Consider the following 14349-nt stretch of genomic DNA (forward strand, 5'->3'; position numbering starts at 1 on the left):
CGTGTGCGTGTGCCGCGGTTATGCCCGCGTGCCGGTGAAGGGGAAGCTGCCCATCGGGCCGATGCCCATCTCGCCGGAGATGCCGTCGCCGGAGACCTTGCCGGTGAATTCGAGCGTCAGCGGCATCGGGTTGGTGATGGAAACCTTCCAGGCGACGTCGTCGCCGTTCACGGTGCCGTCGAAGATTTCGGTGGAGTTGCCCTCGGCGCCCTGCGTGCCGGTGAGCGTGCCGCCCGAGCTTGCCAGCGACAGCGTCGCCTTGCGCTCGCCCATCGGCGTCGTCATCGTGAGATTCCAGTTTCCGTCCACCGCCATTGATGTCTCCCCTCCAGGTGAAGCGCCTTCAAGCGAAATGGCTACCGGTTCGCGTGAAGAAAACGCTTGCGCGGGTATAGCCCATCTTGCCGCGCGCGCCTAGTTCGCGGCTTGCTGCGATCAGGCGCGGGCGGCGGCGCGCAGCCGGCTTCCGACCAGGACGCGGAAGGCGACATACTGGATCGCGAAGGCGGCGATCTTGGCGCCGACCAGCACCACCGACACGTAGAACGCCCACAGCTTCATGTCGCCGGTCGCCGCGATCGCAATGGTGCCGGCGGCGAGAATGAACATCAGCCCGGCCCAGGCGTAGCCGACGAGGGTGGCGTATTCCGGAATTGTCTCGGTCACGATCGGCGGCAGATAGCGCAGCATCCAGCCGCGCTTGAGCATGATCGCGCCGATCGCGATGTGGCCGATGGCCGGCTTCGCCAGCACGAAGCGCGGATCGTTGGTGAAAAGCGTCGCGCCGCCGAGCACGATCACCAGCCCAAGGCTCGCCCAGGTCATGTAGCCGAGCGACTGTCCCTTGACCCGCGCATAGACCACTTGCGCGATTGCGCCCGCGATCGCAACGCCGGTGGCGATCAGGACATTGTCGGTGGCGAAATAGACCACCAGGAAGACGATGGTGGAGAGGAAGTCGCTCGCAAGCCTGGCAAATACGCTCTTCATCGTCGTGGTTTCCGTTTCCTCGGGATGATCGTGGTGATGTCGTTATGGCAGCGTCTAGCGTGAGGGCAGCGCGCCGGCCGGCGGCGTCGCGTCCTTGACCGCGCGATAGTGCGGATACCAGTGGGTAAAGCCGACCGCGGCATTGCGTGCGGCGAAGGCGATCAAGAGGCCGGTCCACAGCGGCAGCGCCGGCACGTATAGCACCGCAACGTTGCCAATCAGCATGAGCAGCATCGCGGCGGTCCAGGCGCCGGTGATCAGGTAGTTGGCATGGAGGAAGCCGGGCAGCTTCGCGGTCTCGGCATCGACCTGCTCCAGCGCATATTGCCGCGTGAAGGGACGGCCGATCATGATCGAGCCGAGCGACACCAGCAGGATGCCGGCATCGACCGCGATCTTCACCGCGGTGTTGCTCGGCGTCGCATCGACGAAGGTGAGGTAGAAGCCGATCGCGGCGAAGATGACGACCGAACCGACGCCGAGGATCTTGATGCTGCGGCCGCGCGCGACATCGAACGCGATCACGGCAAGGCAGATCAGTGCAGCACTGAGCAGGCTCACCGTGGCCGAGGTCACCAGCATCAGCATGGCGAAGGCGCCGTAGGGAGCGAGGATCAGGAAGATCGTCATGGTGAGCCTCATCGGCTTATCTTTACAATGTAAAGATACCCTAACGGTGAGCAACGGAGGCGTCAAGCGAAATCTTTACAGTGTCAAAATCGTGAGGTGACGGAAAAATCCAAGATTTGCCAATGGCATAAAGTGGCGGCCGCTCGTTTTCGGTCAGCGGCGACAAAGACGTGGATGCCCGGGACAAGCCCGGGCATGACGCGTGGAAAGGTTGGCGCACTGACGTCCGGAGTGGTCGTTGGCTACTCCGCCCCCACCCAATTGCCGTGGAATCCATCCGGCACGCGGTGGCCGAGATGGACCAGCGCGGTCGGGCCCGCTTCGACATCTTGAGCGTTGAACACGGCGAGGTCGCTGCGGTTTTCGCGGGCGCGCCAGACCACCGCGAGCAGCCAGCCGTCGCCTTCTGCGGCGTCAGCGCTGCGCTCGACGAACACAGGCTCGGAGATCGTATCGCCGGCGGGCAGCAGATAGTGGCCGAGCCGCTTGCCACGGCCGTCGACATGCACGATGCCCGACAGCGCGCCGAACATCGGCAGATCGGGGTTGGCGCAGGCGTACCAGCCGTGATTGCTGGCAAATCCGGCGCGGCGATCGTCGACGCGGGGGAATTCGCCGGTGAGGTCGTCGAGATAGGTTTGCGTGAAGCGGTCGGTGTTGCCGGAGAGGTCGAAGGTCCAGCGGCAATAGCGCGCGCGGTTCTTCTGCGGATCGGTCGGCGAGCCGTCGGGATGATTGAACAGCGGCGCTTCCTCGAACTGCATCACGTCGGCGATGATGCGGTTGCCATCTTCCCACGCGTTCATCACGTGGAAAACGTAGCAGGTCTCGGCGCGGAACCAGACGATGTCCTTTGACGCGCCGCTGCGCTTCATCACGCCGACATAGGCGCCTTTCTCCGGCTCCCAGGCGTAGGGCGCCTGTCCGCGCATCGCGCGCTGCATGCTGCCGGTGATCGGCAGGATCGGAAACAGCACATGATTCTCGGTGACGATGAAGTCGTGCACCATGCTGGCATAGGGCGCCTCGAAGCGTTCGAACCGCGTCACCACGCCGGACGAACTCACCGCGCCGAACGACAGCGCCGGCGTCAGCGGGCCTGCGGCGTTGTAGCCGAAGAACACCATCTCGCCGGTCGCCGGATCGATCTTCGGATGCGCGGTGAACGGGCCTGTGATCGCGCCCTTGTAGTCGCAATAGCCGAGGCGATTGAGCGTGCCGGGCTCGATCTCGGTCGGCAGATGGCCTTCCTCCAGCGCGAGCAGCCGGCTGCCATGGAAGATGATGTTGGTGTTGGCGACGCCGCCGTCCGTCGTCGTGGTGGCCGGCGCATCCGGCATCTTGCGGCCGAAGCCGCCGAACAGCGCGCGGCCGGCATCGTGCTCGGCCTGCCATTTCGGCGTACGGACCCAGCGGTTGCGGTAGCTGGCGCGGCCGTTCTCGAGATGGAAGGCGTGCAGCATGCCGTCGCCGACGAACCAGTGCGCACCCGGCGCCTCGAACTGCGGATTGGGGCCGTTGCGATAGAGCGTGCCGTTCAGCTCGCGCGGCAATTCGCCCGAGATCTTCAGGAACGGCGCGTCGGCTTCGAATGGGATCGGCGCCAGATTGGTGCGCGCAGCGTTGGATGTGACCTGGTCGAGCATTCCGCATCTCCCTGCATTATTATCTTTACATCGTAAAGATATCAGTAGGGATGACGCCGCCGATCGTCAAGCAAAATCTTTACAGTGTAAAAATTGCGACCTATAAGGGCCCGATGGCAAGAATCTCCAAAGAAAACAAGGCGACTCGCCCGGCACGGGCTCCGACCCGCCGGGTTGGACGGACTGTGGCAGCTCGTCCGGTCCAACGGCGGCGCCGCGCCAACGACACGCCGTATCATCACGGCGATCTGCATGAGGCACTGTTGAAGGCCGCCGAGCGCGTGCTCGAGCGTGATGGATTGGCGGGGCTGACATTGCGTGCGGTGGCGCGCGAGGCCGGCGTATCGCACGCCGCCCCGACGCATCATTTCGGCGATCTCACCGGTTTGCTCAGCGAACTCGCGGCGATCGGTTTCCGGCAATTTGGCCTCGCGATGGCGGCTGCGGACGCTTCGGCGGCCACGACGCCCGAGAAGGGCGTGGCGAGCGCCAAGGCTTATGTTGCCTATGCGCAGGCACATCCCGGCATGTACGGGCTGATGTTCCGCAGCGAGCGGCTCGATCATTCGCGCCCGTCGCTGCACGAGGCATCCGAGGCTTCGTTCGCAGGGCTGACCCGCGGCGTCGGCGCCAGCCGGCACGAGCAGATTTCCAAGGAGCAGCTTACGCTGGATCAGGCCGCCGCGATCGCGTCGGCCTGGTCGCTGGTGCATGGTTTCACCATGCTGCTGCTCGACGGACGCCTCAAGACGATCCTGGATCGGTCGCCCGAGGGCACATCCGCGGAAACGCTGTTGACCGCAATGCTGCGATTGTCCGCGGGCCGCTCGGCGCGGCAATAACCGGTGCTGCCCGTGGACTAGTGTCCCGAATCCGAAGTTCGCATCATTTGCCCCACCTTCGGAGCGAACTTCGGATTCGATAAGGACACTAGCAAACTTATGATTCTAGTGTGCTTTATGAATGCGAAGTTCGTGAAAGTGGCTGCCGCGAAATCGCACGAACTTCGCATTCAGCACACTAGCGCCTCACAAGCGACGTGGTCCGGCCGCTCTGTCCGATCGTCTTCACCGTATCCGTGCCGCATTTGAAATCGCGGGCGAAATCGTCGGCGGCCTGCCGCGCCAGCGCGTTGGCGTTGGGATTGGCCGCGACGTCGACAAAGGCGACATGGCAGACATCGCCCGGCGGCAGCCGGGTCACGGCGAGCATTGCCCGCGAGACAGGACCGCCGCGCTTGTCCTGTTCGCTGTTGTCGGCGATCTGCCAGCGCTGGATAATCGCAAACGGCCTGCCGCCGGCTGCACGCCATTCGACCCTGTCGCCGGTCGAACTGAACGGGCCGAACCAGGCCTGCGCGGCCGGTTCCCTGGCGGCTGCCTCGCCGTTTCGGCCCACCGAGACCACTTCACGCAGGTCGCCCTCGTTGATCAGCACCACAAGCCCGGATTTTCCCGGACAGACCCTGGTGGTGCTGCCGTCCTCTTCGCTGGGCTTGCCGATCATGCGGCAGGCCTTCGGCGCGGTCGATGTGTAGCTGCTGCTGATCGTCTCGGAGCCGGCATGACCGGGATTTGCGCTGGCAGCCGCCATAAAGACTGTTGCAAAAGCAAGGTATTTCATCGGGGGAAACCTGCGATCCGGACGTTACTTTGTGTCTGACATATGCAATCTGGGGAAGGTTCAATAGACACGCGGGAAACACCTGACAGGCGCGCGGAATCGTCCTAGAAGGGCGGCTTCGCAACTTCTGTCGCGTGCACCTGCGTGCCGTAACCTCGATCGTCATGCCCACGATATCATCCAACAAGCCCTATCGCGTCGGCCGTTCCCGTACCGGTCTTGGCCTTTTCGCCACCAAGCCGATCAAGAAAGGCACCAAGATCATCCGTTATTTCGGGCCGTTGCTCGACTCGAAGAAGAAGGATGAGGACGAGATCGAGAACAAATATCTGTTCGAGCTCACCAACCGCTGGACCATCGACGGCTCGATCCGCGAAAACGTCGCCCGCTACATCAACCATGCCTGCAGGCCGAACGCGGAATCCGACGTTCGCCCACGCAAGCGCAAGGTGTTCATCCGCGCCATCAAGGACATCGAGCCGGGCGACGAAATCAATTACGACTACGGAACCGACTATTTCAAAGCCTATCTGAAGCCGATCGGCTGCAAGTGCGATGCCTGCGAGAAGAAGCGCAAGAAGAAGCGCGCGGAGGCGAGGGCGGAGCGGGTGCGGCTGAAGGAAAGAGCCGAGCGGAAGGCACAGCGCAAGGCCGAGAAGCTCGCCGAGGAGCGGGCCAGGCAGCGCAAGGCGAAGAAGGCTGCCAAAGCAAACGGCAAGCTCGCCAACGGCACGGCGCTGAACGGCAGTCACCTCAATGGTCACAGCCTGATCAACACGGCGGGCAAGAAGGCTGCCTCGTCGAAGCGCGGCACCGCTCGGGCGCTGAACGCCTGATACCACGTCGCCCGAAAACGCTCTAGCCGCTCGGCCGGTGCGCCGCGCGTGGCAACGGGGAATTGCCGAAATCCAGCGTCGAGCGCTGGATGATCGTGCCGTGCTCGTCGATAACGAGACGGAAACGCTTGCTCCCCGAGAAGAATGTGAGGCGATGGCGCCCCTGATCGGCGTCGAGCCCGCGCTCCGAGCGCGTCGTGATTGCGCCCGAGCGCATCCCGGCCTGCAGCAGCGGAACCGCGATGCCGAGGCCTTCGGCGACGATGTTGGCGTCGACCTCGAACGCGCCGTCCGAGAATGTGATCGTCGTCATGATGCCCTCGCGGGATGGCGGACGGGACGCGGCAGGTAGGCGCATTCGGCGAGCGTCGTTCCGTCGAGCTCGCGCATGAAGGCCTCGCGTGCCGCCGCAAGCTTCGCCTTCAGCCGGCAGCGCGGCAGCAGCAGACAATCTCCGCCATCATCCCTGAAACATTCGACCAGCGCGCTGTCGCCTTCCAGCGCACGGACAACCTGGCCGAGGGTGATGGTCTCCGCCGGCCGTGCCAGCGAAAACCCGCCACCGGCGCCGCGCTGGGTGGCAATGAAGCCGGCGTCGGCAAGGTCGCGCACCACCTTGGCGAGGTGATTGCGGGAAATGTCGAACTCGGCCGCGATCTCGCTGGTCGCAAACGACCGGTCCGGCTCGCCGGCCAGCCGCATCAGGGCGCGGAGCGCAAAATCCGTGAACGATGTCAGGCGCATGGAAGCCCTTCGAAATCAGCACTTGGCGGATCAGCTATAGCAGGCTAAATAGGCATTTGAAATACCTATTTAGGATGTAAGCCATGACAGGAGCAGAGCGCCGCGAGCAGATCACCGCCGGGATTGTCGCGCGGACCGGGATCACCGAGGCCATGATCGAGCAGCTGGTGCACGCCTTCTACGCCAAGGTCCGCAAGGACCCGATGATCGGGCCGGTGTTCGAGACCAGGATCAGCAATTGGGAGCCGCATCTGGCGCAGATGTGCGCGTTCTGGTCCTCGGTCGCGCTGATGACCGGGCGCTATCACGGCACGCCGATGATCAAGCATATGCCACTGCCGATCGACGCCGCGCATTTCGACCGCTGGCTCGAACTGTTCGAAGCGACCGCGGCCGAGCTGTGCCCGCCTGACGCGGCGGCGCATTTCATCGATCGCGCGCGGCGCATCGCCTCGAGCCTCGAGATGGGCGTCGCCAGCGGACAGGGCGTGATGCTGGCGGTCGGCGAGCGTTACAGGCGAAGCGAAGCAGGAGCAGTGCAATGAGGAACAGGGCGAAGGCAATTGCGCGCGCCATCGACGGCGCGTGGTTTCATCAGGATCAGGCCGATCCGTTTTCCGGCAGCAGTCTGGTGCCGATGCTGATCATCGGCCTGGCGCTGACCTTTGCCGGCATGATCGTCGCGGTCGTGCTGAGCTGACGGAAACGGCCGCCGCGTTTGCCGCGACGGCCGCTCGTCACGTCCGGCATTCGATTTACGCCGCGACCGCCTCACCGCTGCGGCGCAGCCCGACATATTGCAGCTCGGCGAAAACGCCGGTGGCGATCGCCTGGGCCAGGATCACGATGGTCCCGAAGAGGTTCGGCGACACCGCGCCCGACAGCAGCAGCGCGATGCTGGCGAGCGTCCAGGCCGCGTTGCCGACGACCACCAGCATCACCAGCGGCTTCGGCACCGACATGCGCGTGCCGAGCCAGCCGACCAGCGCGGTATAAGCGATCAGGAACAGGCCGGTCTCGCGCAGCAGCGCTTCCGGCAGGCCGAGCAGCGATGCCAGCGCGCCGGCGTCGAGCACCATGGCTATGGCGGATACGCCGCTGAAGACGGCGTCGGCAAGCAAGGCGCGGCGCAGCAGCTGGGACGAATGGATCATGGCAGTGTCTCCTCTGGTTGGGATGGGGGTGGTCAGCGGAACTGCGACTGCAGCTGACGCCACAGCCGGAGCGGACACAGCGCCTTGCCGACCCTCATCTCGACCGCATAGACCTGCGCGAAGACGAACACGCCGGTCGCGTGCACGAGCGGCTGCGGCATGTTGAGCGAGCGCGCCAGCAGCCAGGTGGCCAGATGCACCAGCCACGGGAGCAGGACGGCGAGGACGCGGACAAGGGACAGCATCAGCATGGTCATCTCCTGTGTCGTCGAAGATGATCCGGCCGGCGCGCCAATTCGATTACCTCAGGCGTAATGGAACGGGCGAATTCCGCATGGTAGGTTTTGCACCATGAACGCACATGCATCCATGGCGCGGGCCGAGCCCGCCAAACCCGTCCCGATCGGCGAGCACCTGCGCGAGTGGCGGCAGCGCCGTCATCTCAGCCAGCTCGACCTTGCCGTCGATGCCGAGATCTCGGCGCGGCATTTGAGCTTCGTCGAGACCGGCCGCTCGGCGCCGTCGCGCGACATGGTCCTCAAACTGGCGGAGCGCCTCGACGTGCCCCTACGCGAACGCAACGTACTGCTGGTCGCCGCGGGTTTCGCGCCCGCATTCCCGCAACGCTCGCTGGATGATCCGGCGCTGAAATCGGCGCGCGAGGCCATCAACCTGGTGCTGAAGGCGCACGAGCCGAATCCGGCGCTGGCCTATGACCGGCACTGGAATCTGGTCTCCGCCAACCGCATGGTGGCGCCGCTGCTCGAGGGCGTGCCGCAGCGGCTGCTCGGCCAGCCCTTCAACATCCTGCGGCTTGCCTTCCACCCCGAGGGCCTCGCCCCGCGCACCGTGAACCTCGCGGAATGGGCCGCGCATCTTCTGGAGCGGCTGCATCGGCAATGCGAGGCAACGGCCGATCCGGAGCTGCTCAAGCTCTACCAGGACCTGAAGTCCTATCCGATCCCGGCGCGGTCGGCCCCGATCACCACCGACAACAACGTCGCGCTTCCCTTCAAGCTCCGCCTCAATGGCGAGATCCTGAGCTTCATCTCGACCACCATGGTGTTCGGCACGCCGGTCGACATCACGCTGCAGGAACTGGCGCTGGAGACCTTCTTCCCGGCCGATGAGCTGACCGCCGAGCGGATGCGGCAGATGGCAGCCAGTATGAAATAGCGGCTTGTCTTGGGGCGCGTTCGGCCTAACCTTGGGGTTCCATTTTCCGCCGGGAACCCCGCCATGAGCGATCTGAAGCCGCTTCGCCTCGACATCGTCTCCGACGTCGTTTGCCCCTGGTGCTATATCGGCAAGCATCGGATCGAGGATGCGCTCAAGCTGGTGCCCGATGTGCCGGTCGAGGTGCATTGGCGGCCGTTCTTCCTCAACAATTGGGTGCCGCGCGAGGGCATCAGCCGCGAGGAATATCTCACCGCCAAGTTCGGCTCGGTCGATGCCTATAAGGGCATCGCCGGCCGCGTGGTCGCGGCCGCCAATGAGGAGGGGCTCACCTACCATCCCGAGCTCGTCAAGCGGCAGCCCAACACGATCGACTGCCATCGCCTGATCCATTGGGCCGAGGCCAAGGGCAAGGCGGCCGAGATGAAGCAGCGGCTGATGGAGCTGTATTTCCGCGACGGCGGCGATCTCACCGACAGCAACGTGCTGGTGCAGGCGGCAAGCGATGTCGGGCTCGATGCCGACGACGTGCGCAAGCGTCTTGCCACCGACGAGGATGTCGCCCTGGTCTCGGCGCAGGCCCAGGAGGCCGCCGAGAAGGGTATTTCCGGCGTGCCGACCTTCGTGTTCGCGCAGAAATACGCGGTGTCCGGCGCCCAGCCGGCCGAGCAGCTCGCCCGCGCCATCCGCCAGGTCTCGGCCGAGATCAACACAGAGGCTGCGGAGTAGTCCGCAATCCCTATCGAAAGCCCGGCTCATGCCGGGCTTTTTCGTTTGCCCACATCATCCATCGGAAACAATCAGGGGAGACCACCATGATCTATGAGCTGCGCACCTATACGGTCCGTCCAGGCGCCGTCGGCGAGATGGTGAAGGCGGCGAGCACGATCTCGCGCGATATCCGCGCCGACAATTTCGGCAAGCTGGAAGGCTACTGGATCACCGAGATCGGTCCGCTCAATCAGGTCATGCACATGTGGAGCTACGCCGATCTCAACGAGCGGACGCGGCTGCGCGCCGAGCTCGCCAAGAACCCGCGCTGGACCGGCGAGTATATTCCGGTGATCCGTCCGCTGCTGGTGCGGCAGGAGGTGCGGCTGCTCAATGCAATCATCCCGCCGGTGGCGCCGGCGACATCAGGCAACATCTACGAATTCCGCAACTACCGCGCCAAGCCGGTCGGCGGCGCCAAGCAATGGCTCGATCTGATCACCGGCGTGATGCCGGAGCGCGAGAAATACTCCAAGATCGTCGGTCTCTGGACCACCGAAGCCGGGCAGCCCAACGAGGTCTGCCACATCTGGGCCTATCCCGATCTCAACGCCCGCGCCGCCGCACGCGGCAATGCGATGAAGGATCCGGCCTGGCTGGAATTTTTGAGCAAGGGCACGCAGGTGCTCGAGGAGATGCACTCGACCATCATGCTGCCGGCACCGCACTCGCCGTTGCAGTAAGGGCAGGCGCTGGTCGCGCCGCGTTTCCCAATGATGCGCCGAGCGCGAGACAGAGAGGCCGCCGGTTGAGGCGGCCTTTTCGTTTGCCGTCAGGACGTCGCGAGCGCCGGCAAAAAGCCCCATCCGATGTTTCCATCAGATGAGGCTTTCGAAGCAAGGGCGCGCGCCGTCTGAGAACCAGCGCGCCGCAACGCTAGTCGGGCCAGCTGACACCAACCTGACGGCAGCAGTCACTTGTTTCCCGATGTGTCTGCATGCCTACGAAAGGGTAAACCGCATTATCCGGGCTTGCCGCGCCGGCTGCGGATGAAGCGGACGGCGCCGCGCGCCCCTTCGTAGGCGAAGTTGTTCAGGGTCAGCGCGGCGTGAATGGCCGGCACCAGCGGATCGCGGCGCCGCAGCGGCAGCAAGACGTCGCCGATCGCGAAGCGGCCGCGCCAGATCGGGTCGATCATGGGGTGGCCGGGCGCCGCGGTGGAATCGGCCGAATTGATCGCGGGATCGGCGCAGAGATGGCGCGTCAGCTCCAGCGTCAACTGCGTGCCGGGCGAATGTTTCGCAAAGCGCTCGTCGACGCCGATCTTGAAGAAGAAGGCGCGGTCCTGGTGGCGCACCACGATGCCGCCCGCGACCGGCGTGTCGCCCGCATGCAGCGTGATGATCTCGCAGCGGCCGGCTTCGGCCATTGCCGACGTCGCGCGGCGGATGAAGGCCGCATCGCCGGCATGCTGGCTCAGCGCCGTGCCGCGCTTTCCCTTCCAGCCACCGGCTTCGAGGACAAGGAAAGTCTCGAGCGCCGTCGCAACCTCGCGCGGCGTGCAGGCGACATCGAAGCGCACCGCGCCGTGGTCGGACAGGCGATGATGCTGGCGGCGCAGCTCCTTCAGCTTCTTGGGCCCGAGCGCGTCGCGCAACAATTCGTCGGCATCGCGCGTCGCATCCAACTGGGCGCGCTGATAGGCGCTCACTATGCGCGGCTGCAACCCGTCTCGGGCCAGCACCGCGCGGATCGCCGCCATGGCCGGGCCCTCGAGCGACATGGTGCGCAGGATCAGCGCATGCGCGCCCGCATTGCGCGCCTGCCGCAGCATCTTGCCCACCGCTTCCTCGGCGGCGTCGCGGTCGAGCAGCGGCGTGCACAGCGTGCCATAAGGTTCGGCGCCGACCAAAGCGGGCAGGGGAATCCGGTAGATCCGCCGCATCGGAACGACCGGCAACAGCCCGATCAGTTGCCCGGCATCGCCGGCGGCGCTGAGCAGCGCCGCGCCGGTGCGGCCGCGCGCGGAGGCATCGACCGCCAATTCCCAGTCCGCCTGATAGTAGCCATTGGCCTCGATCGCGCGCGCGGCAAGCGCGCGCCATGCATTGAGCGGCGTGGCCGACAACGGCGGCAAGGTGCGATCGTCCGTGGCATCCTTGCGCGATGCACGGTGGATCATTGCCTGGTCAGCAATATCGGCCACGTCCCTGTTTCCCCAGTCCGCGAGGCTGATTGGCCTTGCGTTCGTCAGGGCAACGCTAGTGGAAAGAAATGGAAAATGCCGTTGAGGCCACCGCGCAATTTGAACGGTCGTGTTAACGGGCCGTTCAGCATACCGGTGCGCGGCGGCCCGGCCGGGTCGCTGGCTCAAGCGCTAGGGTTTGGCGCTCCGTTGCGCTTCCGCCGCAACGGTGCTCTCGACCGGTTCGTAAGTCTCCGTCACGCAATTGTCGTCGGCCCCGACCTGCCGGCGATCGAAGATCGAGCCTTCATTGATGAAGACGCGATAGGTCTGCGTCCCCAGCGGCTTGCCGATCACCGATGTCAGTTCGGCGCGCACGCAGGCGGTCCAGCCGGTGCCGCGCGGGTCGTGCAGCGGGGCGGAGACCCGCACATGGGTCGGCTGTGAACCGGCCGTGAACACCGAATCCAGCTTGCCCGCGACCAGCCGTTTGACGTCCGGAGGCATCTCGAGCGGCGCCGGCTCGGCGGCCTTGACCTTCAAGGCCTCCGGCCACACCGCGTGGCTGTCCGCCAGCCCGCAGCCACTCAATATTAAGGCGACGCCGGCCAGCAGCGCCGCCAGATGTACTTGTCCCTGTCCCATTCAGCGCATTTAATGTGCCGCCGTCAGGATTGCGCCCCCTGGTGGCGCTGAATTCGCATCAGGCGGCGCTTTGTCGATCAACAAATGTCGAGCGACAAGTTATCGTTGGGGTAGAGGTATTACCGGATGTTGCTGCGGCGGCGGGGAGACAGACTGACATGAAACGCTTCACGGTTGCTGCCGTCATTCTGGCGCTGCTCGCGACACCCACCCTGGCCCAGGGCCGGCGCGGGGGCGGTGGAGGCGATACGAAGACGGAGCAGAAGCCCAAGGTCGACGAGAAGGCCTACAAGGCCGCGCTCGATCGGATCCCCGAGCCCAAGGAGAAATACGATCCCTGGGGTGTCACCAAGCCGGCAGCGGATCCGGCCAAGAAGCCGAAATAGCCGGCCTCACCAGGTCTCGGCGGCCATTCGACATTCGACCGGCGTCGGTCGGCAGCACATTTGCCGCAAGGCATGAACCTTGGCCTGACGGCCTCCGACCCATCTTCGATGTCATTGTCGGAGGTCGCCATGCTTCGCCGTTCGCTCCTCAGCCTGATCGTTCCGGCAGCGATCCTGCTCGGCGCCGTGCCGGCGTCGGCGGAAAACCGGCTGGCGCTGGTGATCGGGCAGTCGGCCTACAAGTCGGTGCCCGCGCTGCCGAATCCGGCCAACGACGCCAAGGCTGTGTCGCAAATGCTGACCGATGCCGGATTTGCGGTGACGGCCGCATCGGACCTGTCGCAGGACGAGATGCGCGCACGGCTCAGCGATTTCGCTGGCCAGGTGGCGGCGAAAGGCGCCGATACCGTGGCGCTGGTGTTCTATGCCGGGCATGGCCTGCAGATCGACGGCGAGAACTATCTGGTGCCGGTCGATGTCGATCCGAAGCGCGAGGCTGATATCCCGATCCAGGCGGTTCGGCTCAACGACGTCCTGAATACGCTCACCTCAGTTCCGAGTCGGATGCGCATCGTGCTGCTCGATGCCTGCCGCAACAATCCATTCCCGGAACTCAGCAAGACCGCGGGGCATGGGCTCGCCATCGTCGATGCCAGGGTCGGCGCGCCCGGCACGTTTGTCTCGTTCTCGACCTCGCCGGGAGCGGAAGCCGAGGACGGCAGCGGCGCCAACAGCCCCTACACCACCGCGTTGCTGGCCTCGGCCAAGGAGCCGGGTATCCCGATCGAGGACACCTTCAAGCGCGTTCGCCTGGCGGTGAACAAGGCAACTGACGGCCGCCAGACGCCGTGGGACTCGTCCTCGCTCACCGACGACTTCCGTTTCATGGCGGGTGCTGCGGCGTCGCCCGCAGTGACGCCGCCGCCGGCCGCGGCCAAACGCACCGTCGACGAATGGAAGCGCGAATTGCAGGGCAAGCCGATCGAGGCCGCGAATGAACTGATGGTGATCGATGGCTCCGACGAATCCTATGAGGCCTTCGCCGCGATCTTCGCCGGCACGCCGCGCGGCCTGCAGGCGCGCGACTGGCTCGACCGGCATCGCCGCATGCTAGCGTGGAATAACGCGATCCTCATCAACACGGCGGCGGCCTATCGCGGCTTCCTCGCGCAATATCCTGACACCGACCTGACAGCGACCGCGCGCAAGATGATCGAACGGCTGCGCTACCGTCCCGATCCGGCGCCCGCCGTCGCGCTCAGCGTGCCCGCGACCAGCGTCGCGCTGGCGGCACCGACCTGTCCCTGCAACGCGGCGCCGCCGCAACAGCCGCTGCAGCAGAGGGCCAACGTGCCGGTGAAAAAGCGTGCCGATCCCGATCCGCCGCGGCGCGCGGGCAAGAGCCCGCAGCGCGTCGTCGTTGAGGACGACGTCGTGGTGGTGCGCCGTCCGCCTCCAACCGTGGTCTACGAGCCTGCCGGACCGCCGATCGGAATCGGAATCGGGATCGGCATCGGCGGCGGCGGTGGTGGTTATCGCGGTAACTACGGCGGCGGCTATCGCCGGGGTGGATACTGACGCGACGATCGCGTAAATGCTTTCCCGCATGAGATGCGGCGCCCG

General features: G+C 65.2%; 20 protein-coding genes. 9 read left to right on the forward strand and 11 right to left on the reverse strand.

The genetic code is table 11. From position 1 onward, the window contains the following. Positions 1-18: 18 nt before the first annotated feature. The 4 genes from ACVIYL_RS26620 to ACVIYL_RS26635 all read right to left on the reverse strand — a co-directional run bounded on the left by ACVIYL_RS26620 (position 19) and on the right by ACVIYL_RS26635 (position 3266). On the reverse strand, positions 19-315 hold the full coding sequence (locus ACVIYL_RS26620) for a hypothetical protein (RefSeq protein WP_028337138.1): 297 nt from the start codon (positions 313-315) through the stop codon (positions 19-21). 120 nt (positions 316-435) lie between these two features. Then, positions 436-990: an inner membrane-spanning protein YciB gene (locus tag ACVIYL_RS26625; protein ID WP_456780243.1), complete on the reverse strand. Its 555-nt coding sequence runs from the start codon at positions 988-990 to the stop codon at positions 436-438. 54 nt (positions 991-1044) lie between these two features. Beyond that, positions 1045-1620 carry a hypothetical protein gene (locus ACVIYL_RS26630; RefSeq protein WP_253609959.1) on the reverse strand — a complete coding sequence of 192 codons (576 nt, stop codon included), beginning with the start codon at positions 1618-1620 and terminating at the stop codon, positions 1045-1047. 242 nt (positions 1621-1862) lie between these two features. Next, on the reverse strand, positions 1863-3266 hold the full coding sequence (locus tag ACVIYL_RS26635) for a carotenoid oxygenase family protein (protein ID WP_456780244.1): 1404 nt from the start codon (positions 3264-3266) through the stop codon (positions 1863-1865). Between the two features lie 113 nt (positions 3267-3379). Between ACVIYL_RS26635 and ACVIYL_RS26640 the strand changes: the two genes are divergently transcribed. Further along, on the forward strand, positions 3380-4108 hold the full coding sequence (locus ACVIYL_RS26640) for a TetR/AcrR family transcriptional regulator (RefSeq protein WP_456780245.1): 729 nt from the start codon (positions 3380-3382) through the stop codon (positions 4106-4108). A gap of 178 nt (positions 4109-4286) precedes the next feature. On the opposite strand, the gene ACVIYL_RS26645 is transcribed toward ACVIYL_RS26640, so the two are convergent. Next, a complete protein-coding gene (locus ACVIYL_RS26645) occupies positions 4287-4859 on the reverse strand; it encodes a hypothetical protein (protein ID WP_375167141.1) in 573 nt (190 codons plus the stop codon). A gap of 194 nt (positions 4860-5053) precedes the next feature. Between ACVIYL_RS26645 and ACVIYL_RS26650 the strand changes: the two genes are divergently transcribed. Continuing rightward, positions 5054-5725, forward strand: a complete 672-nt coding sequence (locus tag ACVIYL_RS26650) for an SET domain-containing protein (protein ID WP_456780246.1) — start codon at positions 5054-5056, stop codon at positions 5723-5725. A 22-nt stretch (positions 5726-5747) separates the two neighbouring features. On the opposite strand, the gene ACVIYL_RS26655 is transcribed toward ACVIYL_RS26650, so the two are convergent. Continuing rightward, positions 5748-6038 (reverse strand): DUF6522 family protein, encoded by a 291-nt coding sequence (locus tag ACVIYL_RS26655; protein ID WP_057018349.1) that lies wholly within the window; start codon positions 6036-6038, stop codon positions 5748-5750. Next, positions 6035-6469, reverse strand: a complete 435-nt coding sequence (locus ACVIYL_RS26660) for an RrF2 family transcriptional regulator (RefSeq protein ID WP_057018350.1) — start codon at positions 6467-6469, stop codon at positions 6035-6037. The genes ACVIYL_RS26655 and ACVIYL_RS26660 overlap by 4 nt, the downstream gene beginning before the upstream one ends. Before the next feature lie 83 nt (positions 6470-6552). On the opposite strand from ACVIYL_RS26660, the gene ACVIYL_RS26665 reads away from it, so the two are divergent. Both ACVIYL_RS26665 and ACVIYL_RS26670 read left to right on the forward strand, forming a co-directional pair. After that, positions 6553-7014 (forward strand): group III truncated hemoglobin, encoded by a 462-nt coding sequence (locus ACVIYL_RS26665; RefSeq protein ID WP_253607897.1) that lies wholly within the window; start codon positions 6553-6555, stop codon positions 7012-7014. Then, positions 7011-7169 (forward strand): hypothetical protein, encoded by a 159-nt coding sequence (locus ACVIYL_RS26670; RefSeq protein ID WP_016844794.1) that lies wholly within the window; start codon positions 7011-7013, stop codon positions 7167-7169. Before ACVIYL_RS26665 ends, ACVIYL_RS26670 begins: the two co-directional genes overlap by 4 nt. Before the next feature lie 55 nt (positions 7170-7224). Here the strand turns inward: ACVIYL_RS26670 and ACVIYL_RS26675 are convergent, their stop codons facing one another. Together ACVIYL_RS26675 and ACVIYL_RS26680 are read right to left on the reverse strand one after the other, a co-directional pair. Next, positions 7225-7623 (reverse strand): hypothetical protein, encoded by a 399-nt coding sequence (locus ACVIYL_RS26675; RefSeq protein ID WP_157343192.1) that lies wholly within the window; start codon positions 7621-7623, stop codon positions 7225-7227. Between the two features lie 32 nt (positions 7624-7655). Then, positions 7656-7880: a hypothetical protein gene (locus tag ACVIYL_RS26680; protein ID WP_253607898.1), complete on the reverse strand. Its 225-nt coding sequence runs from the start codon at positions 7878-7880 to the stop codon at positions 7656-7658. A 94-nt stretch (positions 7881-7974) separates the two neighbouring features. Here ACVIYL_RS26680 and ACVIYL_RS26685 point away from each other — a divergent pair, with 94 nt between their 5' ends. The 3 genes from ACVIYL_RS26685 (at position 7975) to ACVIYL_RS26695 (ending at position 10253) form a co-directional block, all read left to right on the forward strand. After that, positions 7975-8799 (forward strand): helix-turn-helix domain-containing protein, encoded by an 825-nt coding sequence (locus tag ACVIYL_RS26685; RefSeq protein ID WP_038385984.1) that lies wholly within the window; start codon positions 7975-7977, stop codon positions 8797-8799. Positions 8800-8862: 63 nt separating this feature from the next. Beyond that, a complete protein-coding gene (locus tag ACVIYL_RS26690) occupies positions 8863-9528 on the forward strand; it encodes a DsbA family oxidoreductase (protein ID WP_253607899.1) in 666 nt (221 codons plus the stop codon). Positions 9529-9614: 86 nt separating this feature from the next. Next, the gene (locus ACVIYL_RS26695; protein WP_168854961.1) at positions 9615-10253 is read left to right on the forward strand and encodes an NIPSNAP family protein; all 639 of its coding nucleotides are present in this window, start codon (positions 9615-9617) and stop codon (positions 10251-10253) included. A gap of 278 nt (positions 10254-10531) precedes the next feature. Here the strand turns inward: ACVIYL_RS26695 and ACVIYL_RS26700 are convergent, their stop codons facing one another. Both ACVIYL_RS26700 and ACVIYL_RS26705 read right to left on the reverse strand, forming a co-directional pair. Further along, positions 10532-11716 carry a GNAT family N-acetyltransferase gene (locus ACVIYL_RS26700; protein ID WP_456780247.1) on the reverse strand — a complete coding sequence of 395 codons (1185 nt, stop codon included), beginning with the start codon at positions 11714-11716 and terminating at the stop codon, positions 10532-10534. Positions 11717-11887: 171 nt separating this feature from the next. After that, positions 11888-12340 (reverse strand): hypothetical protein, encoded by a 453-nt coding sequence (locus tag ACVIYL_RS26705; RefSeq protein ID WP_253607901.1) that lies wholly within the window; start codon positions 12338-12340, stop codon positions 11888-11890. 158 nt (positions 12341-12498) lie between these two features. Here ACVIYL_RS26705 and ACVIYL_RS26710 point away from each other — a divergent pair, with 158 nt between their 5' ends. Both ACVIYL_RS26710 and ACVIYL_RS26715 read left to right on the forward strand, forming a co-directional pair. Continuing rightward, positions 12499-12726 carry a hypothetical protein gene (locus ACVIYL_RS26710; RefSeq protein WP_016848541.1) on the forward strand — a complete coding sequence of 76 codons (228 nt, stop codon included), beginning with the start codon at positions 12499-12501 and terminating at the stop codon, positions 12724-12726. A 129-nt stretch (positions 12727-12855) separates the two neighbouring features. Then, positions 12856-14304, forward strand: coding sequence for a caspase family protein (locus ACVIYL_RS26715; RefSeq protein WP_456780248.1), 1449 nt, complete (start codon positions 12856-12858; stop codon positions 14302-14304). Positions 14305-14349 lie beyond the last annotated feature (45 nt).

The organism is Bradyrhizobium sp. USDA 3315, assembly GCF_054056795.1.